The 22,454-nt window shown below is 74.4% G+C and carries 14 protein-coding genes; 8 read left to right on the forward strand and 6 right to left on the reverse strand.

Annotation, left to right across the window (positions count from 1 at the left end; genetic code table 11):
- Positions 1–104: 104 nt before the first annotated feature.
- Together wecB and MXD62_RS23150 are read left to right on the forward strand one after the other, a co-directional pair.
- Positions 105–1,367 (forward strand): non-hydrolyzing UDP-N-acetylglucosamine 2-epimerase, encoded by a 1,263-nt coding sequence (gene wecB / locus MXD62_RS23145; protein WP_248831571.1) that lies wholly within the window; start codon positions 105–107, stop codon positions 1,365–1,367.
- Positions 1,364–3,229 (forward strand): polysaccharide deacetylase family protein, encoded by a 1,866-nt coding sequence (locus MXD62_RS23150; RefSeq protein ID WP_248831572.1) that lies wholly within the window; start codon positions 1,364–1,366, stop codon positions 3,227–3,229. The genes wecB and MXD62_RS23150 overlap by 4 nt, the downstream gene beginning before the upstream one ends.
- Before the next feature lie 139 nt (positions 3,230–3,368).
- Here the strand turns inward: MXD62_RS23150 and MXD62_RS23155 are convergent, their stop codons facing one another.
- Positions 3,369–4,013 carry a hypothetical protein gene (locus MXD62_RS23155; RefSeq protein WP_248831573.1) on the reverse strand — a complete coding sequence of 215 codons (645 nt, stop codon included), beginning with the start codon at positions 4,011–4,013 and terminating at the stop codon, positions 3,369–3,371.
- A 141-nt stretch (positions 4,014–4,154) separates the two neighbouring features.
- Complete coding sequence (locus MXD62_RS23160) at positions 4,155–5,600, reverse strand: EAL domain-containing protein (RefSeq protein WP_248831574.1); 1,446 nt, start codon at positions 5,598–5,600, stop codon at positions 4,155–4,157.
- Positions 5,601–5,718: 118 nt separating this feature from the next.
- Here MXD62_RS23160 and MXD62_RS23165 point away from each other — a divergent pair, with 118 nt between their 5' ends.
- Positions 5,719–9,522 carry an ABC transporter ATP-binding protein gene (locus MXD62_RS23165; RefSeq protein WP_308301309.1) on the forward strand — a complete coding sequence of 1,268 codons (3,804 nt, stop codon included), beginning with the start codon at positions 5,719–5,721 and terminating at the stop codon, positions 9,520–9,522.
- A 135-nt stretch (positions 9,523–9,657) separates the two neighbouring features.
- Here MXD62_RS23165 and MXD62_RS23170 read toward each other — a convergent pair whose 3' ends face one another.
- Positions 9,658–10,731, reverse strand: coding sequence for a PHB depolymerase family esterase (locus MXD62_RS23170; protein ID WP_248831576.1), 1,074 nt, complete (start codon positions 10,729–10,731; stop codon positions 9,658–9,660).
- Positions 10,732–10,827: 96 nt separating this feature from the next.
- Positions 10,828–11,973 carry a 23S rRNA (guanosine(2251)-2'-O)-methyltransferase RlmB gene (gene rlmB, locus MXD62_RS23175; protein ID WP_248831577.1) on the reverse strand — a complete coding sequence of 382 codons (1,146 nt, stop codon included), beginning with the start codon at positions 11,971–11,973 and terminating at the stop codon, positions 10,828–10,830.
- 445 nt (positions 11,974–12,418) lie between these two features.
- Here rlmB and MXD62_RS23180 point away from each other — a divergent pair, with 445 nt between their 5' ends.
- From MXD62_RS23180 to MXD62_RS23200, 5 genes are all read left to right on the forward strand, one after another.
- The gene (locus tag MXD62_RS23180; RefSeq protein WP_248831578.1) at positions 12,419–14,137 is read left to right on the forward strand and encodes a hypothetical protein; all 1,719 of its coding nucleotides are present in this window, start codon (positions 12,419–12,421) and stop codon (positions 14,135–14,137) included.
- Positions 14,134–15,432 carry a serine/threonine protein kinase gene (locus tag MXD62_RS23185; RefSeq protein ID WP_248831579.1) on the forward strand — a complete coding sequence of 433 codons (1,299 nt, stop codon included), beginning with the start codon at positions 14,134–14,136 and terminating at the stop codon, positions 15,430–15,432. The genes MXD62_RS23180 and MXD62_RS23185 overlap by 4 nt, the downstream gene beginning before the upstream one ends.
- Before the next feature lie 123 nt (positions 15,433–15,555).
- Positions 15,556–17,091 carry a protein phosphatase 2C domain-containing protein gene (locus tag MXD62_RS23190; RefSeq protein WP_248831580.1) on the forward strand — a complete coding sequence of 512 codons (1,536 nt, stop codon included), beginning with the start codon at positions 15,556–15,558 and terminating at the stop codon, positions 17,089–17,091.
- 106 nt (positions 17,092–17,197) lie between these two features.
- Positions 17,198–18,484 carry a VWA domain-containing protein gene (locus MXD62_RS23195; protein WP_248831581.1) on the forward strand — a complete coding sequence of 429 codons (1,287 nt, stop codon included), beginning with the start codon at positions 17,198–17,200 and terminating at the stop codon, positions 18,482–18,484.
- Between the two features lie 4 nt (positions 18,485–18,488).
- Positions 18,489–20,084 (forward strand): FHA domain-containing protein, encoded by a 1,596-nt coding sequence (locus MXD62_RS23200; RefSeq protein ID WP_248831582.1) that lies wholly within the window; start codon positions 18,489–18,491, stop codon positions 20,082–20,084.
- A gap of 219 nt (positions 20,085–20,303) precedes the next feature.
- On the opposite strand, the gene MXD62_RS23205 is transcribed toward MXD62_RS23200, so the two are convergent.
- A complete protein-coding gene (locus MXD62_RS23205) occupies positions 20,304–21,893 on the reverse strand; it encodes a cysteine--tRNA ligase (protein WP_248831583.1) in 1,590 nt (529 codons plus the stop codon).
- 69 nt (positions 21,894–21,962) lie between these two features.
- Complete coding sequence (locus MXD62_RS23210) at positions 21,963–22,355, reverse strand: PPOX class F420-dependent oxidoreductase (protein ID WP_012157807.1); 393 nt, start codon at positions 22,353–22,355, stop codon at positions 21,963–21,965.
- Positions 22,356–22,454: the final 99 nt, after the last annotated feature.

The following is a 22,454-nucleotide window of genomic DNA, read 5'->3' on the forward strand; positions in this document are numbered from 1 at the left end:
CTGGCGCCGATCGGCCGCCGTTCGGAGCGGCGGCCCCCGAGCACCCGCCTCTCGGCGCGGTGGAGTTCAGCCGTTCACAAACGATCAAGGATGGGAGGATCGACATGACCTACAGCTCTGACGGTCGCACGGTGCTGCTCGTGTACGGCACCCGGCCCGAGGCGATCAAGATGGCTCCGGTGGTCCATGAACTTGGACGGACCGGCCCGCTGCGGCCGGTCGTGGCCGTCACCGGCCAGCACCGGTCCATGCTCGACCAGGTCAACGACCTCTTCGGCATAGTTCCCGACTACGACCTCGGGATCCTCCGGGACCGGCAGTCGCTGGCCGGGGTGACCACCCGCTCGCTCGGCGGCCTGGAGTCGGTGATGGCCGAGGTGCGCCCGGACGTCGTGGTCGTCCAGGGCGACACGACGACGGCGTTCACCGGTGCCCTCGCCGCGTTCTACCAGGGCCTGCCCGTCGTCCACATGGAAGCCGGGCTGCGCACCGAGGACCCGGCCTCGCCGTTCCCGGAGGAGATCAACCGCCGGCTCACCTCGCAGCTCGCCGACCTGCACCTGGCGCCCACGCCGTCGGCCCGGGCGAACCTGCTGGCGGAGGGCATCCGGCCGGAGTCCGTGCTGGTCACCGGCAACACCGTCATCGACGCGCTGCTGCACGTCACGGCGGCACCGCCCCCGCCGGACCGGCTGCTCGCCGAGGTGCGCCAGCGCTCGGGCGACGGCCGGCGGCAGGTGCTGCTCGTCACCGCGCACCGGCGCGAGTCGTGGGGGGAGCCGCTCGCGCGGGTCGGCGCGGCGCTCGCCCGGCTGGCCGAGCAGCGGCCCGAGCTGCTGATCGTGCTGCCCGTGCACCGCAACCCGGTGGTGCGGGAGACGGTCCTGCCGCCGGTGGAGGGGTTCCCCAACATCCTCGTCGCCGATCCCGTCGACTACGCCTCCTTCGCGCACCTGATGAAGGCCGCGACGGTCGTTCTGACGGACAGCGGCGGCATCCAGGAGGAGGCGCCCAGCCTGGGCAAGCCGGTCCTGGTGCTGCGGGACAACACCGAGCGGCCCGAGGGGGTGCAGGCCGGCACCGCCTGCCTGGTCGGCACCGAGCCGAACCGGATCGTCGCGGCCGTCGACCGGCTCCTCGACGATCCCGTCGCCTACGCGGCGATGGCGGAGGCGATCAACCCCTACGGCGACGGGCAGGCGGCGCGCCGCACCGTCGCCGCGATCGCGCACCGCTTCAGCGACGCGCCCGCCCCGGACTCCTTCGTCCCGCGCCCACGCACGATCACCATTCCCGTCCAGCCGGCCGGCCCGGGGCAGGAGCTGACCGGCTCCGCCGCCGGCAGACGAGAGGAGTCCGGAACATGACCCCGCGGCTCAGGTGGCTCCCGCGCCGGCGCACGAGCCGTCCCGACGGCACCGGTCGGGGTGTCCGCCGGGGCATCAGACGCGGTGGCCGCGCGACGACGACCGCCGGGCTGCTCGCGGTCGTGCTCGGTGCCGGCGCCGGTGCCGCGGCACCCGTGGCCGCGGCACCGGACGCGCCCAAGCACCCGCCGCGGCACGCCCGCGCGGCCACCCCGCAGGTGCTGCCCGCCGAGGGGCGCTTCGCCTCACCGCCGGCTCCACCGGCGCCGCCGCGCACCCCGCCGCCGCGGCGGGCCGCGCGGCCCGTCCCGGGCACGAACCAGCGCCCGCCCGCGGCACCGGACGGCGCCACCGGGCCCGGGGCCGCGTCGGCGCCGTCCGGCCAGGCGACCGGGACGGGCACCCTGATCCTGTACGACACCACCGGCGCGTGGGGGTGGCTGGGCGAGCAGTACGCCATGCAGGCGGCCAACCTGGCCTCCCGGTTCGGCACCTGGCAGGCCCGTCCGGTCAGCTCGTACACCGCGGGCCAGATGTCCGCGTACGCCGCGGTGGTGTACGTCGGGTCGACCTACGACGAGCAGGTCCCGACGGCGTTTCTCACCGACGTGCTGGCGGGGAGCCGGCCCGTGGTGTGGATGTACAACAACATCTGGCAGCTCACGTCGCAGGCGCCGGCCTTCCCGACGACGTACGGGTGGAACTGGTCCGGCTTCGACACGTCGGCGATCGGGACCGTCAGCTACGAAGGGACCGACCTGACCCGGTACGCGGCGAACGCCGCCGGGATCATGAACTACGCCTCCGTGGACACCACCAGGGCCACGGTGCTCGCCGAGGCGGTGCGCGGTGACGGCACCCGCTTCCCCTGGGCGCTGCGGTCCGGGAACCTGACCTACATCGGCGAGATCCCGTTCGCCTACGCCGACATGACCGACCGCTACCTCGCGGTGGCCGACATGCTCTTCGACGTCCTCGCGCCGCAGACCGCCGCCCGGCACCGCGGGCTCGTCCGCATCGAGGACGTCGGGCCGGACGCCGACCCCGCCGAGCTGCGCGCGATCGCCGACTACCTGTCCTCGGCGCAGGTCCCGTTCTCGGTCGCCGTCTACCCGCGGTACGTGGACGCCAACGGCACCTACAACAACGGCGTACCGCAGGACTACGCCCTCGCGTCCAGACCGGACGTGGTCAGCGCGCTGACGTACATGACCCAGCGTGGCGGCACACTGATCATGCACGGCTGGACGCACCAGTTCTCGAACGTCGCCAACCCGTACTCGGGCGCGAGCGCGGACGACTTCGAGTTCTTCCAGGCGCATGTCGACGCCCAGGACTACGTGGTCTACGACGGACCCGTGCCCGGCGACAGCCAGACGTGGGCGACCGACCGGATGAACGGCTCGGCCGCCGCGTTCACCGCCGCCGGGCTGCCGGTGCCGACGACCTTCGAGTTCCCGCACTACGCCGCGTCCGCCCCCGACTACGCCGCGGCCCGGGCGAACTTCCCGCGCCGCTACGACCGCGGGCTCTACTTCCGCAACCAGCTCGCCGGCGGCGCGGTGGACCACACGAAGTACGGCGGCCAGTTCTTCCCGTACCCGGTGACGGACGTCCACGGGTCCTTCGTCATTCCGGAGAACATCGGGAACATCGAGCCCGAGCCGTTCAACAACCACCCGGCGCGGCTGCCCGCGGAGCTGATCGACGCGGCCCGGCGCAATCTGGTCGTCCGGGACGGTTTCGCCAGCATGTTCTACCACCCGTATCTGGGCGTCGACTACCTGCGCCAGACGGTGGAGGGCGTGCGCGCCCTCGGATACACCTTCGTCGCGGCCGGCTCCGTCGTCGCGGGCGGGTAGATCTGACGGGCGCGGGAGTCCACCCGGGCTCCCGCGCCCGTCGCTTTCACGGATCCGTTTCCGACTTTCCCGGGCCCGCGTTTTCGCCCCGTGGTGCGCCTGTTCCCGTGGATTTCGTTCGCACGGTTCTCCGGGAGTGCTACCGCGAGGCCCGGCCGGTGATGGCGACGCGTGCGCCGAGGCCGGTCAGGTAAAGCGGGCTGCGGTCGGTGAATCCGGCGACGTCCTCCTCGCCGATGTAGAGATCGAGGTGGCGCCGCCCGCCGAGCCCCGGTGTGAACTCGTCCCGGACCTCCCACGTCCCGCGCCGCAGCGCCGCGCACGCGTTCGGGTCGATCTCGGAGCCGTCCTCCTCGTGCCCGCAGTCCTCGACCACGAAGGTCGTGCCGGCCGGCAGGGTGGAGGAGTCGGCCGCGGCGCTGCGGAACGGGACCAGCGCCCGCCCGGCGGTGTCGACCGGGACATCGTCGATCCAGAAGCCGGAATCGTACGACCAGTTCAGCACCGAGCCCCGCCGCGGGCCGCTGGTGATCCGCCCCGTGCCCTCCTCACGCACCACCTGGACGAATCCGGCCGGGAACGTCCCGAGGAAATCGTTACCAAAGACGCAGTCGAGCTGGGGGCAGCCCCGCACCGTCAGAGGTGGGCCGTCATGGAAACGCTCCACGGCCGTGTAGTAGACGGTGATCTCCCAGTCACCTTTGGGCCCGCTCGGGGACTGGCCACCCGCCGACGGTGCACAGGCTCCCATTCCGATCAGCAGGGTTCCGGCGATTCCGGACATGGCGGAAACCGCCGCACGCCGATTCAGCCACCGGACCTTGTTCACGATGCCCACGACACGACACTGTCCCGGTTTCCCCAACGGCGGGCAACGATCTCCGCCGAAAAAGGCTCCGGGCCACCGCGGAAGACCACACTGTATTTACGCCGGGGCCGGATTCAGGACGCGCGCGCGGACACCAGCGGCCCGTGACTCGCCGGGACGCACCGGGACGCACCGGCCGTGCGCGGGCAGCGGCAGCGGCCCCGGCGGGCCCAGGAACTGGCCCTGCCCCTGGTCCACACCGGCGGCGGTCAGCACGCGCAGCTCGTCCGCCGCCTGGATGCCCTCCGCCACGAGACACGCCCCGATCTGCCGGGAGAAGTGCACGAGCGCCTCGACGAGCGCGCGCCGCGCCGCGTCGGCGCCGACGTCCGTCGTCAGCCAGCGGTCCATCTTCACGACGTCCGGCAGGATCTGCACCAGCCGGCGCAGGCTCGCGTAGGCGACGCCGACGTTGTCCACCGCGATCCGCACCCCCATGTCCCGCAGCTCGTAGAGGCGGGCGAGCGTGCCGGGCAGGTCGTGGATGCCGTCCCGTTCGGTGATCTCGACGATCAGTTGGTCGGCCGCCGTGGCCGCGAGCAGCTCCCCGAGGCGGCCGGACGCGATGGTCGCCGGGGACGCGTTCACCGCGAGCGACAGCCCGCGCGGGAACCTGGGCAGCTCCGCGACCGCGGCCCGGATCGCCGCCAGCTCCAGATCGATTCCCATCCCGACCGACGCGGCGTGCGCGAACCAGCGGTCCGGCGGAAGATCACCGAAGTACGGGCCGGCGGCGGTGCGGTCGTCGGCCTCCTCACCGGCCGCCCCGCCAGCCTGGTCACCGGTCTCCTCACCGAGGTCCCCGGCCGACTCCCCCGGCGGCGCGGGGAAGGTGGGGAAGCGGGCCAGCGCCTCGGCGCCCACGAGGCCGTGCGTCGGCAGGTCGAACACCGGCTGGAAGACCATCACCGGTCCGCCGCGGGCGATGACCTGCGCGATCACGCTCCGGATGTGGTCGTCGTCCGCCCCGCCGCGGTGCAGGGCGGACACCGCGTCCGCCACGACGTCGGCGAGCAGGCTCAGGAAGCGGGCCTCGCGGTCGCCCAGGCCCGGGTCCGGCTCGGTGCTCAGCGCGCACAGCATGCCGTAGAACTCGCCGCTGTCGAGGTACACAGGCGCGCCCACGTACGAGCCGATGCCCAGCTCGCGGGTGACGGCCAGGGCGGCGGTGCGCTGATCCGCCCGGGCGTCGGGAATGACGGCGGGCAGCCGCCCGTCCAACACCCGGGCGCAGTAGGTCGCCTCCTGCTCGACATGCCTGCCGACCAGGCGCTCGACCAGCTCACCCTCCCCGGAGATCAGGTCGATGACCTGTTCGTCCCCGGTGAACCGCGACAGCCAGGCGACGTCCGTTCCGAGGTGGCGGCGGGCCAGGTCCAGTACCCGGGCCACCTCGTCGGTGCGCTCGCGCACCCGCCCGCCGACGCGACGGTCCCGGCCACGCCGGCCGCGACGGCCGTCAGGTGGGTCCTGCGACCCAGCCCCGCTAGCGAAAACACTCACCAGTCCACCTCCACGGGTGTGTCCCAGGCGTCCAGCCCGGCCCGTGTGGACGTCCGCGGCGGTAGGCTTTTGCGCCATCGCCGGACTTCCGTCACCCCGTACCGTTTCCCGCAGCACGGTGTCCCGCGGCCCGGTCGCGGGCGGGAAGGCCGGCTGGCTCCGCCGGCTGACGCGTCAGTGCTGGCGGCACCGCGCGGCGCTGATCACCACCTGGGTCTGTGCGGTGACCGGGATGACCATCAACGCGCTCACCCCACTGCTACCCAGGGTGATCATCGATGATGTGATCATCGCGCGGTCCCGGCCGATGCTGCCCTGGGCCGGGCTGATGCTGCTGGCCGGGATCGCCGCCTACCTCCTCCTCATGGTGCGCCGGCGCTGCGGAGCCCGCATGACGCAGGAGGTCACGCACGACCTGCGGACGGCGATGTTCACCTCGCTCACCCGCCTGGACGGCGCCGGCCAGGACTCCCTGGAGATCGGCCAGGTGATCGGCCGCAACACCTCGGATCTGACCCGGGTCCAGAACCTGCTCACCCGCACCCCCACGGCGCTCGGCGGCCTTGTGGCGCTGGCCGTCTCGCTCGGGGCGATGGTGGTCCTCTCCCCGCGGCTCACCGCCGTCGCGCTGGTGACCCTGCCGGTGCTCGGCGCGCTCTCCCTGACCAGTCGCGTGACGCTGTTCCCCGCCTCCTGGTACGCGCAGCAGCAGGAGGCGGCGGTCGCCGGGGTGGTGGCGGCGACCGTGTTCGGCGTGCGGGTCGTCAAGGGCTTCGGGCAGGAGGAACGCGAGCTGAACCGGCTGGAGGCGGTGGCCGCCAGGCTGTTCGCCCACCAGCTGCGCGTGGTGCGCATCGACAGCCGCTTCGCGCCGTCGATCCGGGCCGTGCCGTCGCTGGGGCAGATCGCGATGCTCGCCTTCGGTGGCGCGCTCGCCGTGCACGGCCAGCTCTCGCTCGGCACCTTCATCGCGTTCGCCACCTACCTGACCAGGATCAACCAGCCGATCCGCAACCTGGTCGCGCTGGTGACCCTGGCCCAGCAGGCCCGAGCCAGCGCCGAGCGGATCTTCGAGGTCATCGACACCGGCCCCACCGTCGTCCAGCGCCCGGACGCGGCCGACCTCGACGTCGCCGAGAACGGCGGCGTCGCCGAAGACCCCGCGGACGGGCCGGCGAAGGTGCGGCCTGCCCGGGCACGGCCGGTGCCGGGTGCCGCGGCCGTCGAGTTCGACGACGTCTCGTTCGGTTACCAGGACGGCCGGCCGGTCCTGGACGGCTTCCGGCTGGCGGTGGCGCCCGGCGAGACGGTCGCGCTCGTCGGCCGCTCCGGCTCCGGCAAGTCCACCGTCGCGGCGCTGCTCAGCCGCTTCTACGACCCGTCCGCGGGCGTCGTGCGGGTGTACGGGCACGACGTGCGCGATCTGACGCTGACGAGCCTGCGCGGGCTGATCGGCGTCGTCGGCGACGACGGCCTGCTGTTCTCGACCAGCCTGTGGGAGAACATCGCCTACGGGTGCCGGGACGCCCCAACCGCGACAGTGCTCGCGGCGGCACGCGCGTCGCGGGTCGACGAGTTCGCCACCGACCTGCCCGAGGGCTACCGGACCAGGGTCGGCGAGCGCGGCCTGACGCTCTCCGGGGGCCAGCGCCAGCGCGTCGCGATCGCCCGGGCGATCGTCGCCGACACTCCCGTCCTCGTCCTGGACGACGCGACGTCCGCGATCGACGCGGAGGTCGAGGCGGAGATCCACCGGGAGCTGCGGACGGTCACCTCGACCCGCACGACGCTGTTGATCGCCCACCGCCGGGCGACGCTGCGCCTGGCCGACCGGATCGGGGTCGTCGAGCAGGGCCGGATCATCGACATCGGCACCCACGACGAGCTGATCGCGCGCTGCGCCGCCTACCGCGACCTGATCACCCCGGACGACCCGGACGACCCGGCCAACCAGAACGATCCGGGCGACTTCCCGGCCCCGCGGCCCCGCGAGCCCACGGAAGCGACCACACCCACCGAGACCCCGGTGCCGGACATCCAGGCCGCCGCCGTTCCCGAACTGGAAGGACTGCCGGCGGCGCTGCGCCGCCGGGTGCTGGCGCTGCCGCCTGCCCTGGACACCCCGGACCTGGACCAGGAGGTCGTCCGCGCCCGCGACCCCCGCTTCGGGCTCGCCGCCATCGGCCGGCTGCTGTGGGCCTCGCTCACCATCGCCTGGCTGCTGCTCGTCATCGACAGCCTCACCACGCTGGCGCTGCCCATCCTGATCCGGCACGGCATCGACGAGGGCGTCACCGCCCGCTCGCTGCCGGTCGTACTCGGCACCGCCGGGGTCGGCGTCGCCGTCATCGCCGTCTCGTGGAGCGCGCACACCGCCCAGATCCGGGTGGTCGGCCGTCTCGGCGCGCGGGTCGGCTACCTGCTGCGGGTGAAGCTGTTCGCCCACCTGCAACGCCTCGGCCTCGATTTCTACGAGCGCGAGGCCAGTGGACGGGTGATGACCCGCCTCACCTCGGACGTCGACCAGATCGCCGACTTCATGCGGAGCGACGCCGCGTCATCCGCCGTCTCCGTTCTGACGGCGCTGGGCATCGCGATCGCCCTGGTAGTCATCGACCCCGGCCTCGCACTGGCCGTGTTCGCGCTGGTCCCGCCGCTCGTCGTCGGGTCGGTGTTCTTCCGGGGGCGCGCGGCGCGGGCGCACGCCGACGCCCGCGAGAGCCTGGCGGAGCTCACCGCCGAGCTGCAGGAGAACGTCACCGCGATGCGGATCGTCCAGGCGTTCCGCCGCGAGCCCGACACCCTCGACAGTTACCGCGACCGCAGCGCCACCTACCGCGACCAGCGGTTACGCGCCGTCCGGTACCTCGCCTACTACTTCCCCTACATCCAGCTGCTGTCGACGGCGGCGAGCGTGGCGGTGCTGCTCGTCGGCTCCGGGCGGGTACACGCCGGGACGCTGACCATCGGAGCGCTCGCCGCCTACCTGCTCTACATCGAGCTGTTCTTCGCGCCGATCCAGGATCTCGCCGAGGTGTTCGACGAGTACCAGGCGGTCATGGTGGCGCTGGGGCACGCCCGGGAGCTGATGGCCGTCCCGCCCGTGCCGGCGGACGCCCCGCACGCGCGGCCGGTCGAGCGGCTGCGCGGCGAGATCAGCCTCACCGGCGCCGGCTTCACCTACCCGGGCTCCGCCACAGCCGCGCTGCGGAAGGTGAACGTCACCATCCCCGCCGGCCAGACGGTGGCGCTGGTGGGCCGGACGGGCTCGGGCAAGTCGACTCTCACCAAGATCATCGCTCGCTACTACGACCTCACCGAGGGCACGCTGCGCGTCGACGGCGTCGACGTCCGCGGGTACACGCTGGCCGACTACCGGCGGCGGCTGGGCCCGGTGCCCCAGGAGGCCCACCTGTTCGCGGGCACGGTCCGCGACGCGATCGCCTATGGACGTCCCGACGCACCGGACGAGCAGGTCAGAGCGGCCGCGCGCACCGCGGGGGCCGAGGAGATGATCGCCGGGCTGCCCGGCGGCTACGGCTACCGGGTGCGCGACCAGGGCCGGAACCTCTCCGCGGGCCAACGCCAGCTCCTCGCCCTCGCCCGCGCCCACCTGGTCGGGCCCGACATCCTGCTGCTCGACGAGGCGACGGCTGCCCTCGACCTCGCCTCCGAGGCCGCGGTCGCCCGCGCCGCGGCCGAGGTCGGGCGCTCGCGCACCACGGTGGTGGTCGCGCACCGACTGACCACCGCCGCGCGCGCCGACCGCGTGCTGGTGCTGGACGGCGGCCGCCTCGTCGAGGACGGCACGCACGGCGCGCTGATGGCGGCCGGCGGCCACTACGCCCGTCTGTGGGCGGCCTACGCGCACGAGCACCGCCTGGAACTCCCGGCGGACGCCGGTCCCGCCGCGGCCCAGTGACCGCCGCTCCTGCGCACACCGCCCGCTCGATGACGCCGCCGCCGCAGAGCACGGTCGATCATGGTGTCTCGCGGAACCGGAACGCCGGTGCCAACCGGCGCCGGGCCGTGACGCCGAGCTACTTCCGACGCAGGACTACGAAGGCTGAGCGGGAGGGCTGTGGGAGGCGAGGAACTCCCAGATGACCCGGGTCGCGTCGGGGGCGTCCGGAGCGTCGTCGGCGCGTGGGCGGATCTTCGTTCCGCCCGGCCAGGCGTGCCCGCCCCCGCCGACGCTGTAGAGAACGACGTCAGAGCCCCGCGCGCACCCTGAGTAGGTCGTGCGGATCACGGTGCCGTCCGGGACGGCCGACGGTTCCGGCACCCAGGGCCCTCCGGGCCCGACGGTTCCGCCCGGGGCGGGGCCGCCGGGCCCGTCGACCCCCTCGACCTCGGGCATTGCTCCGCATGCGTTGTGCTCGGCCCAGAACTGGATGGCGTAGGCGACGGACTGGTCCACCCGGTCGTTCTCGGCGCCGACCCCGCGCCCCGTGGACCGCCCGCCCGCGTAGGGGACGTTGTCGTCGGCGGTGCCGTGGATGGCCAGTACAGCCACGGGCCGCGTGGGCTGGCAGCCGTCCACGTTCATGGCCCCGGCCACCGGGGCGATGATCGCGACCCGCGCCGGGAGCTCGCAGCCGATCCGGTAGCTCATCATGGCTCCGTTGGAGAGCCCGGTGACACCGACCCGATCCAGGTCGACGGGATACCGCTTGGCGAGGTCGTCGAGCAGCGCGCCGATGAAGGCCACGTCGTCGATGTCGTTGTCACGGGCGGATCCACAGCAGTTGCCGGCGTTCCAGGTGAGCAGACGACCACCCGCGCGGGCCGTTCCGTCGGGGTAGACGGCGAGGAAGCCGGCCTCGTCAGCGAGCTCGCTGAACCCGGTCTGCCGCTCGGTGAGCTCCCCGTTGCCTCCGCCCCCGTGCAGGACGATCATCACCGGCAGGTCGACGCCCCCTGCCGCCGGGGCGTGCGCACGGTAGGAGCGCTCACGCCCATCCACGGTCAGGGAGCGCACGACGGTGCCGGCCGCCGCGGCCCCCGCCGCCGACGGGGCCGCCGGGGCCGACGGGTTGCCCGGGATCACCGGCCCGCCGCGCTGGCAGCCGCCGGCCAGCAGCACGGCGACGAGGCCGAACCCGACAACCGCGAACGATCTGACGCGCATGTCACCTCCCGGACCCCAACCGGCCGGCACGGCTGCCGGCCGCCGACTGGGCGGACGGTAGCCGGCCGAGATCTGAGAGAGGTGTGAATCCGCGGGTCAGACGGCGGCGGCCACCCGGCGGCGGCGGGCGATCTCGGAGAGGGCGATGCCGGTCGCGACCCCGGCGTTCAGGGACTCCACCGGGCCCGCCATCGGGATGCGCACCCGCAGGTCGCAGCACTCGCCGACGAGCCGGGACAGGCCCTTGCCCTCCGAGCCGATCACCAGCACCAGCGGGTCGGTGGCCACCTGCAGCTCGTCGAGGGAGACCTCGCCGTCCGCCGCGAGACCCACGACGAACAGGCCCGACTCGGCGAACGAGCGCAGGGTGCGGGTGAGGTTCACCGCACGCGCGACCGGCAGCCGCGCGGCGGCACCCGCGGACGTCTTCCACGCGGCGGCCGTCACCCCGGCGGCGCGCCGCTCCGGCACGACGACGCCGCTCGCGCCGAACGCCGCCGCCGAGCGGACGACCGCGCCGAGGTTGCGCGGATCGGTCACCCCGTCGAGGGCGACGACCAGCCCGGGCGCCGCGGCCCGCGCGGCCGCGAGCACGTCGTCGGGGTGGGCGTACTCGAACGGCGGGACGGACAACGCGAGGCCCTGGTGGGGCGCGGTGCCGCACAGGCGGTCGAGCTCGAACCGGCCGATGTCGACCACGGCCAGCCCGGCCCGGCCGGCGAGGCGCCGGGCGTCGGCGACCCGCTCGTCGAAGTCCAGGCCGCCGGCGATGTACAGGGTGGTGGCGGGCACGCCGGCCCGCAGGGCCTCGACGACCGCGTTGCGCCCGACCACGAGCTCGTCGGTCTCGACCCGCCGCGAGCCGTGCGCCCCGGGAGCCCCCGCCCCGCCGTGACCGTGCGCCCCGTGACCGCCGCCTCCCGCGCGCCCGGCACCGGTGGCACCGGCCGATCCACCGGTGCCCCGCTCGGCCCTGGGACGCTCGCGCTCGTCGGCCGCCTGGCCGCCCGGGCGCTTCGCGGCCGCCCGGGTGCCGGCGGCGGCGACGGCCGCGCGCCGCTGCGCCGGATGGCCGGGACGCATCTCGGCCGGCGGCGTCGCGCCCTTGCCCTGCAGCGCCTTGCGGCGCTGGCCGCCGCTGCCGACCGCCGCGCCCTTGCGGTGGGAGCCAGCCTTCGCGGCCCGGCCTCCCTGACCGCCGCGGGCGATCCCTCGACCGCCTCGACCCTGGCCACCGGCCATCACAGTCCACCTCGTCACTAGCCCGTCGGGTCGTGAACCCGCCCGGCGAGCCCACGATCGTCCGACCGCGTCAGCTGGCCGTCCGCGGCCACACCGCGACGCCGGTCGTCCATCAACGGTATCCGTAATGAGCACATCACACGGCGGGCGCCGCCAGGCGATGACGTCGAGGCACCGGCCGACGAGCGGACGAGAAGTCCGGTCACGGAGCAGGCGACCGAACGGGCCACAGTGACGACCACAGACCGCACCAGTTCGGCGAGACGGTCCGCGAGGCGACGGCAGGCTACCTATCCTCGGTAGCAGGGACGTCCCCCGGCCGCTCCGGCGGTGCCGTCGGGCGGGCCACACCGCCCGGTGGAGGTGGCCGCGCGCATGGACAGGAGGCGCATGCACAGCGGGCGGATGTACAGCGTCTCCCGGCCCGGTCGCGGGCGGTGAGCCGGTGCCCTCTCCCGGCATAGACGATCTCGACGCTGCCCTGCGGGCGATCGAGGAGGCTGTCACGGCCCGGGCGGGCGTCCTGCTCGACCTGGAGGACAGCCCCGAACGCGCGCTGCTCGACCCGGCGTCGCTGAGCGGCGTCACCCGGGCCGAGGCACTCGCCGTGATCGCCGTCCTGGCGGACGTCTGGCAGGCCTTCGCGGCCCTGCGCGACGTCGCCGAAGCCGCGCGGAGCCTGCGCGGCCGGCGCTCCCGGGTGGACGCGAGGACCCTGGCGGAGCTCACCGCGTTGCTGTACGGCCCCTCGGTGCCGGACATCCTTCCGCAGGCGAAGATCCTTCCGGCACCGAGGATCGGCCCGGTGGCACAGATCCGCCCGATCGCGGAGATCCGCCCGATCGCCGAGATCGGCCCGGTGCCGGCGCGCTACGGGCCGGCGCGTTCCGGGCAGGTGCACCCGACCGAGCTGGCACGCCGGATGGACGCCGCCGTCGCCGCGGTGCGGGGGCGGATGCGGCTGATCCTCGGCGTGCGCAACGCCGTGCTGGCCGAGATCGCCGCCGGCAGCCGGACCATCGCCGAGACGAGCGTGCTCGCGGCCCGGCTCGGTCTCGCGCCCGGTGACGCCGGGCTGGTCGCGGCCCGGCGGCTGCTGGCGGAGCTCTCCGCCGCGGCGCGCTCCGATCCCCTGGGGATCCCTCCGGGGCTGCGCGCCCGTACCGAGGCCGCGGTCGCCGCGGCCGCGCGCTCGACTGGCGATCTCGCCCGGCGCCACGACGGCCTCGACGCCGACCTGGCCGCGGCGGGCGCGCTGCTCGCCGAGATCACCCGGCTGGACGACGCCGCCCGCCGCGACGCCGGGCTGGCGACCGGCCGCATCCGCGGGCTGGGGCCGCTGTACCGCCTGGCGGACAGCTGGCGGGACGACCAGCAGCAGGGCCTGGCGCCCTGGCTCATCCGGCTGCGCACGCAGGCGGCCGCGGGCCGTTGGAAGGAGTCGAGCCGGGGGCTGGCCCGCTGGCTGGAGGTGGCCGAGGCGACCCACCTCGCCGCCCAGCGGATCGCCGGCGCGAACGGCGCCGCGCTGCGCCGGCGGGAGGAGCTGCGCGGCCTGCTCGGCGCGTGGGAGGCCAAGGCGGCCCGGCTTGGTCTCACCGCGGACCCGAGCCTGCTTTCGCTCGCCCGCGCCGCCCGCCGCGAGCTGTACTCGGCGCCGACCGATGTCGAGCGCGCCGCCGGCCTCGTCAACGACTTCGGCGCCGCCCTCGCCGCCCGGGGCGGCTCGCCCGCGCCGGACGCCCTGCCCGCGCCCGAGGTCCTGCCCGCGCCGAACGTCTCGTTCGTGCGACCGGCACCGCCGCGGCGACCCGCGCAGCGGGACCGATCCGGTACGCGCACCCACCCGATCCCACCCCCGCAGACCGCTCCGCACCCGCGGCCGGCACCGGCACCGGCACCGGCCGCCTCGACCACGCGGCCCATCCAGGCCACGCCCTCCGCTCCACCCGCGCCTCCCGCCGAGCTTGCGCGCCTCGCCCAGCCCACGCCTCCTGGTCAGTCCCCGTCCCCCGTTCGGTCCGCGCCCTCCACACGGCCCAGGCATCCCACCCAGCCCACGTGGCCAGCACGGCGCACCCGGGGCAGGCGGCCCGCGGGGAGCGCCGGGGGCGGGAAGCCGGCCGGGATCGGGAGCTCCACCCGTCCCGAGGCGGTGACGTGACCCGCGGGCATTCGGTTCGCGGGCGCGACCGGGGCACACCGCGTGAGCCGGCCGCGCGCTGCCCCGTCTGCGCCGGGCCGATCGGCCGCGGCCGGCTCGGGCTGCCCGCCCGGGACCGCGGCTTCTGCCCACGCTGCCGGACCCCCTACTCCTTCGCGCCCCCGCTGCGCGCCGGGGACGTCGCCGGCGGCTACGAGATCGTCGAGTGCCTGGCCGAAGGCGGCCCCGGGCCCGCCGGTTGGGTCTTCTCGGCAGTCGACCTGCGCGGCGTGGCGGGCGCCGCCGAGACCACCGGCACGGGCGACCCGGCAGGCCAAGGTGGCCCAGGCTCCGGCGGTGGCGTCCCGGGGCGGCTGGTGGTGCTCAAGAGCGTGCGCCGCGGTGGGATGCGCCCGCCCGCGCGGCTGGGCCTGCGCCCGGGCCGCCGGCTGCCGCCCGACCCGCCGCTGCGGCATCCGGCGATCGTCGAGACGCTGGGCGAGGTCCGCCACGACGGCGTCGTCTACGCGGTGATGGAGCTGGTGAGCGGCCCGTCCCTGGCGGATCTGCTCCGGTCCCGGCGGGCGGCGCGCGGCGGGGCGCCGGCGCCGCTACCCGTTCCGGAGGCGGTCGCCGGGGTGCGTCGGCTGCTGTCCGCGCTGGGGTACGTCCACGACCGCGGGTACGTCTTCTGCGACCTGGCACCGGGAAACGTGGTGTGGGACGGCGACCGGGTGACGCTTATCGATCTTCAGGCGATCCGTGAGCCCGGGCGGCGCGGCGGCACCTTCCATGTGACGGCCGGTTTCGACGCCCCCGAGCTGACGGTGAGCCCCCCGTCGGTGGGTTCCGACCTCTACGCTCTCGGCAGGCTGTTGGCCACCGCGGTACTCGACTTCCCGAACAGAGCGTCAACCTACCGATACACCCTTCCCGCCCAGGAGGTCGACCAGGTGCTGGCTCGGCACGAACCGCTGCGCCGGTTCCTCCTTCGTGCCACCGCCGCCGATCCGGCGGACCGGTTCGCCAGGGCCGCCGACATGGCCCGCGAGCTCGCCGGAATCGCGGTGGACGGCGCCGCCGCGCCGGCCGTGGGAGCCGCCGCGGAGGCGAGAAACAGAGCGCCCACTAGGGAAAAGGTGGGAGAGGTGGCAGAGGTTACGGAGAGCGCCCGTGGCGAGGGCGTACTGGAGACAGAGCTCCGGCCGATCCCAGGAGCACGGGCGAGCGCTGGCACCGAAGGGGGCACCGAGATCACGGGCGTCGACGCATCTGGCGGATCATGCCACTATTCATTTCGGCGTACTTGGATTTGAGCAGGTCGACGTGATATATCCGGTCCCCACAGGACGGGCAGGAGGCACTCACCACATGGCTCCGCGCACACCGCCCAGACTCGCTGTCCCCGGCGGGCCGGTCCAGCGGCCGGTGGCCTGACTGTGGACCTCAACCCCCGGCACGGGCAGGGCTACCCCGGGCACGGCTATCCCCCCGAGCGCCCGGACTCGCCGCACCCGAATGCCGGCTACGCCGAGAGCTCCACCCACCCCGGCGGATACCCAGGTGACGATCTTCCAACCGAGAGCTACCGGGCGGAGGACTTCCGAGCCGATGATCAGCCTACCGAGAGCTACACGCCGGACCAGTTCTCCGGGTCCGCCTACCCGGAGAACGGCTACGCCGACAACGGCTATGCGGAGAACGCCTATCCGGACGGCGCCTATCCCGGCGCCGGCTACCCGGCGGGCACGGGTGGCTACCGGGACGGCGACTATCACCACGAGTACCCCGAATCCGCGTACTCCGAACCCGGCTACCAGGGTGAGACGTACCCGGACGACACCTATTCGGGCAGCGGATTCAACGAGGACGGATACGCGGAGGACACCGATCCGGCCACGATGCTCCTGGGCCAGCGCGCCGCCTCGGGCGAGGCGGACGACGACGCGCACGACGAGGTGATGCGCTGCCCGGTGTGCGCGGCACCCAACTACCAGGACGCCCGGTACTGCGAGGCCTGCGGTTTCGCCCTGACCGGCGTCCCGGTAGCCGGCGGCGACGAGGACCACCGCGAGATCGACCTCGGCCCGCTCGCCGGCGTGTGCGACCGCGGCGTGCGGCACACCACCAACGAGGACTCGATGGGCGTGGCGATCGTCCACGGCACGCTGATCGCGGTGGTCTGCGACGGGGTCTCGACGACTCCGGGCTCCGGGGAGGCGTCCGCCGCCGCCGCGGCGACCGCGACGGCCATCCTCGCCGACGCGGTACGCGCCCACGGGCCCGGCGAGGCCGTCCCGTACGACGAGCGGCCGGCGAGCCGGGCGAACGACGTCCTCGACGTTCTGGAGGAGTACTCCGAGTACGACGAGCCGCGCACCGCTCCGCGGCGGATCTCCGGTGGTTTCGGCCCGGACGAGGCCGACATCGCCCTGCAGCGGGCCGTGGAGGCCGCCCAGGCCACGATCGCCCAGCTCAGCGCGGCGGAGGGCCGGATGGCGCCGTCCTGTACCTTCGCGGCGGCGATCATCACGCCGCCGTCGGTGGACGGCCCCGGCATGGTGACCGTCGGCTGGGTCGGCGACAGCCGCGTCTACCTGCTCGGCCCGCGCTGGTGCGAGCGGCTCACCGCGGACGACACCTGGGCGGCCGAGGCGGCCCGGGCCGGGCTCATCCCGGCGTCGGAGGCGGAGACCCACCGGCGCGCGCACACACTGACGCGCTGGCTCGGCGGCGACGCCGAGGACGTCACCCCGCACACCGCCGCCTTCCCGATCGAGACCCCGGCCACCGTGCTCGTCTGCAGTGACGGCCTGTGGAACTACTCCTCGCGCCCGGACGTCCTCGCCGCGCTGGTGAACCAGCTCGAGCCGAGCGCGTCCGCGCTGGACGTCTCCCGCCACCTCATCGACTTCGCCATCGACCAGGGCGGGCACGACAACATCACCGTGGTCGCGGCGAGGGTGACGAGCTGACGATGCCGCCGCGCCCGCAGGCCGCCCGCCGTGTCCGCGGGCGGGGCCGCTCCAGACCCGGCCCCGGCTCCCGGCGGCGCTGCCGCGCCCGGGCCGCGGCGGGCGGATGAGCGCGTTCACGGCGAAGGTGTACCAGAACGAGTTCCTGCCGGTCGGCGGGACCCAGGTACACGCGGTGATCACGGTGACCTCGACGGGCGCCCCGGCCGCCCCCCCGATCGCGGGCCGGCCGACCGGGCGTCCGGAGCAGGCCCTGGTCATCCTGCTCGACTGCTCCGGCTCGATGGCGAACCCGCCCGCGAAGGTCACCCAGGCCCGCCGCGCCGTCCGGGCGGCGCTCGACAGCCTGCCCGACGGGGCATGGTTCGCGGTGGTGCGCGGCACCGGCTCCGCCGCGATGACGTACCCGCGCTCGCCCGAACTGGTTCCGGCGTCCGCGGCGACGCGGGCGGCGGCCTGCCACGCGGTGGACGCGCTCGAGCCGCACGGCGGCACCGCCATGGGCCGCTGGCTGCGGCTGGCGAACGACCTGCTGGCGACCCGGCCCGACGCCATCGGCCACGCGCTGCTGCTCACCGACGGGCAGAACGGCGAGATGGAATCCGAGCTGCTCGGCGCCGTCGACGCCTGCCAGGGCCGGTTCCAGTGCGACTGCCGAGGGGTGGGCACCGACTGGCGGGTGGAGGAGCTGCGGGCGATCGCCACCGGCATGCTGGGGACGGTGGACGCCGTCCCCGAGCCCGCCGGCCTCGCGGCCGAGTTCGAGCGGATCGTGGCCACCGCCCTCGACCGGGCCACCGACCGGGTCTCGCTGCGGCTGTGGACGCCCACCGGTGCCTCGCTGGACTTCCTGCGCGAGGTCACCCCGGACCTGCGGGACCTCACCGGCTCCGGCCGGGTCGTCGACGACCACTGCACGGACTACCAGACCGGGGCCTGGGGGATCGAGTCCCGGGATTACCACCTGTGTGTCCGTCTGCCGGCCCGCGAGGTCGGCACCGAGGTCCTGGCGGCCCGCGTAAGCCTCGTCGTCGACCACCAGCCGACGTCATCCGCGCTGGTACGCGCACTGTGGACGGATGACACGGCACTGGCCACCCGGGTCAACACGGAGGTTGCGCATTACACCGGTCAGGCCGAGCTGGCCAGGGTCCTGGCGGACGGGCTGGAGGCCCGTCAACAGGGAGACGACGTCACTGCCACACTGAGGCTTGGGCGGGGAGTACAGATCGCGCTCGCGTCGGGCAACGAAGCAACCTACCGCCTCCTACAGAAGGTGGTTCACATCGACGATCCCACAACGGGTACGGTTCGTCTGAAGAAAAACGTCGAGAAGATGGACGAGATGGTCCTCGACTCGAGGTCAACCAGGACTGTCCGGGTGAACAGGTGATCAGGTGAGCGCACGCTGCCCGGAGGGGCACCTGTCGCACGATCCCGACTACTGCGATCAGTGTGGGCTGCGGATCGTGGGCGGTCAGGAGCGATACGGCTACCGTCAGGACGACGCCGGGCGCGGCGCCGCGTACAGCGCGGGCGCGCCGGCGGGGCGTCCGGCGGACCCGTACGGGCGTCGGACGCCGGAACGGGATCCCTCGGTGCCCCCGGGGCCTTCGGGCCCCGCCGGAGCGCCGGGAGGCTATGACCCGCTCGGCATCCGGCGCGCCCCGGCCGACGCGCCAGGCGTGGCGGATCCGCCGCGGGGCGCCGGCCGCGGCGGCGACCCCTACGGGGGCTACGGCCGCGAGGGATACGCCGAGGAGCCGCGCTCCGGACGGTCGTACCCGGCGGCGGATCCGTACAACCGCGACGGGTACGGGCGCCCCGCCGACGAGCGGGCCCGGCCCGACGAGCGGGCCCGGCCCGACGGCCGCGGCGAGCGGCCGCGGGAGGGGCTCGACCCCTACGGCCGTGAGCGCGACGATCGCGGCCCCGGCTTCGGCGGCCGCGACGAACGCACCCCGCCCGGGTACGGGCGGGACGACCGCAGCGGTGCCGGCGGCTTCGGCGGCGGGCGTGGCGAGCCGGATCCCGCCGGCTACCCTCGCGCCCGCGACGACCGCGGCGGGTACGGCGCGCCCGACGGGCGGGGCGGCTACGGCCCTGGCGAGCCGGGCCGGCCGGCGCCCGAGGCCGACGACCGGCGCGGCTACCGTGACGACGGCTACGGCCCGAACGGCGGCGGCTACGGTGCGGACCCGCTCGGCGTGTCGGCCGCCGGCGCGACCCCGGTACCGGCCCCGGCCGGCACCCGCGACCGCGGCGCCGACCGCTACGCCCCCGCCCCCTGCCCGAACTGCCGCTCGCTGAACGAGCCGTCCGCGCGGTTCTGCGAAACCTGCGGGCTCGACTTCAGCACCGGCCAGCTGCCCGCTCCGGCGGGCGCGGTGCCCGTCGACGACGCGGGCGTGACCTCCCGGCAGACCGGGTCACGGCGCGGCACCGAGGCCCGCCACTCCACCGACCCGCGGATGGCCGACCCGCGCCGCGCCGACCCGAGGCTCGACGATCCTCGGCTCGGCGACCCGCGCGCGGCCGATCCCCGGATGGGCGGCGACCCGCGAGCCGGCTCCCGTGGCCGCGAGTGGGACGAGGCCGGTACCGGTGGCACGTGGGAGGCCGTCGTCGAGGCGGAACGCGAGTACTACGACAGCGGTGACGACCACCGCGTGCCGTTCCCCGCGTTCTACCCGCGCCGCGTCTTCGTCCTGACCGAGTCGCAGATGTTGATCGGCCGGCGCAGCGAGTCGCGCGGCATCCACCCCGAGATCGACCTCTCGGGAGCACCGGAGGACCCGGGCATCTCCCGGGCGCACGCGACCCTGGAGCGGATGCCCGACGGCACGTACGCCGTGCGTGACCCCGGCTCGACGAACGGAACCCGCCTCAACGACGAGCCGGACCCGATCGAGCCCGGCCGTCCGATCCCCCTGCGCGACGGCGACCGCGTCTACGTGGGTGCCTGGACGAGGATCACCGTCCGCGCGCAGTAAGCCCCGCCAGCCCCAACGGCTCAGCCCCACCGGCTTCTCGCGGGGCCCTCGCTGGCTCCTCGTCGGGGCCTCCGCCGGGCTACCGCGCTGAAACGTGGTGCGCCAGCAGCACATGGACTGACTCAGGCGACTCGCTTCGACGACGGGCCACGCGGACGACGGGCCACGCGGATGGCCGGCCGGCCCGGATCTCGCCCAGGCGGGCCGGCGGCCCGTCGCCTATGTGAGGTGCCAGCGCTGCCCTTCGGGCGTGTCCTCGATGACCACACCGGCTGCCGCGAGCCGGGAGCGGATGGAGTCGGCCTCGCTGTAGTCCCGCCGGGCCCTGGCCGCCGAACGCAGGTCCAGCAGGACGTCCATGACGCCGTCGAGCGCGGGGCGCAGCTCGGCGCCCGCAGTCGGCCACTGCTCGACCGGGTCGAGCCCGAGGACGGTCAGCATCCGGCGGGCGACGTCCACCCAGCCAGCCAGCTCGCGGCTGTGGGTCTTCGACAGCACCTGGTTGCCCCGGCCGACCACGCCGAACAGGGCGGCCAGCGCGCGGCCGACGCCGAGGTCGTCGTCCAGCGCCGCTGCGAACTCGGACCAGGCCCCGTCCGCGTCCGCGGCCTCGGTGCCCGCCACGCGATCGGCCTCGGCGGCAAGCGCCGCGGCCTCCGCCGGCCCGCCCAGGATGTCCAGGGCGTTGCGGACGAACGTCTCGATCCGGTCGTGCGCCGCCGCGGACTCGTCCAGGGTCTGCTCGCTGTACTCCAGCGAGGAGCGGTAATGCGCGGACAGGAGGTGGTAGCGCAGCACCTGGGGGCGTACCGCGGCGAGCGCGTCGGTCACGAAGAACGAGTTCCCCAGCGACTTCGACATCTTGGTGCCGCCGGTGGTGAGCAGGCCCACGTGCATCCAGTAGCGCGCCATCTCGCCCGCCACGCCGGCACCGGCCACTCCCGCACCGGCACCCCTACCAGCCACGCCCGCACCCGCCGCGCGGGCGCCAGCCGGCACGGCGCCGCCGGAAACGGCACCTCGGGACGCCGCGCCCGCGCCTGCGGTCGCGCCCGCGGCTTCCGCGACCGCCAGCTCCGCCGCGCACACGGACTGCGCCCGCTCGTTCTCGTGATGCGGGAACACCAGGTCGAGCCCGCCGCCGTGGATGTCGAACAGATCGCCGAGGTACTTGCCCGCCATCGCGGAGCACTCGAGATGCCAGCCCGGCCGGCCGGGGCCCCAGGGAGAGGACCAGGACGGCTCACCGGGCTTCACGGCCTTCCACAGGGCGAAGTCCCTGGGGTCGGCCTTGCCCGGCTCGGACTCCGGGGACGGGTGCATCGCGGCGGGCCGCTGGTGGGAGAGCGCGCCGTAATCCGCGAAGGCCCCGACGCGGAACCACACCGAGCCCGCGCCGGGATAGGCGAACCCACGCTCGACCAGGACGGCGATCATCTCGAGCATCTCAGGGATGTGCCCGGTGGCTCGCGGGGAGATCGTCGGGGGCAGGATCCCGACGGCCCGGTAGGCGTCCTCGAACGCCCGGGTCTGCCGGGTGGCGAGCTCCCACACGCTCGTCCCCGCCCGGTCGGCGTTGACAATGATCTTGTCGTCGATGTCGGTGACGTTCTGGACGAACGTCACCGACAGGCCGCTCTGCGTCAGCCAGCGCCGCAGCAGGTCGAACGCGAGGGCGGTACGGATGTGGCCCACATGCGGCGGAGACTGGACGGTGGGCCCACACACGTACACGCCCACATGACCGGGGCGCTGCGGCACAAACGGCCGCACGCGCCGGGTGCGCGTGTCATAGAGGTGAAGACCCATCTGTCAAGGGTACGGCCCCGCCGCGGCGACAGCGCCAAAGGGAGGTCCCCCGGGTCGGTCACGGCGGGCTCAGCCGGTGGTGAGAACGCGCTCCGCGACCACCCGGATCACCAGCCGGACCTCATCCGGACCGTCCCACTGGTATGGGGACCCGGTGTACTTGGTGGCGAGCTGATCGATGAGCTCCTTGCCGCCCTCCTCGGAGAGCGTGGCCAGCCCGCGGACCTCCACGTAGCTGTACGGGTCCCGCTGGTCGAGGAACATCAGCCCGACCCGCTGGTCGCGCGCGATGTCACGCTCCTTCGCGCGCCCGCGCACGGTCGACAGGAGCAGCTCGTCGCCGTCCCGGGCGATCCACAGCACGGTCAGGCGAGGCGAGCCGTCGGGACGGATCGTCGCCAGCGTCACGTATGTCGGAGCATCCGCGAGCGCCCTGACCGACTCGGGAAGCCGCGCCGCCATCACACTCCTCCGGGAGTCACTCACCGGGCACACCCTCTCACTCCACCCGGGATCCAACCTACGCCGATGCCAGTCAGGCATATCCCTTTGGCCACGACT

The organism is Frankia sp. Mgl5, from assembly GCF_023242985.1.
Taxonomy (GTDB): domain Bacteria; phylum Actinomycetota; class Actinomycetes; order Frankiales; family Frankiaceae; genus Parafrankia; species Parafrankia soli.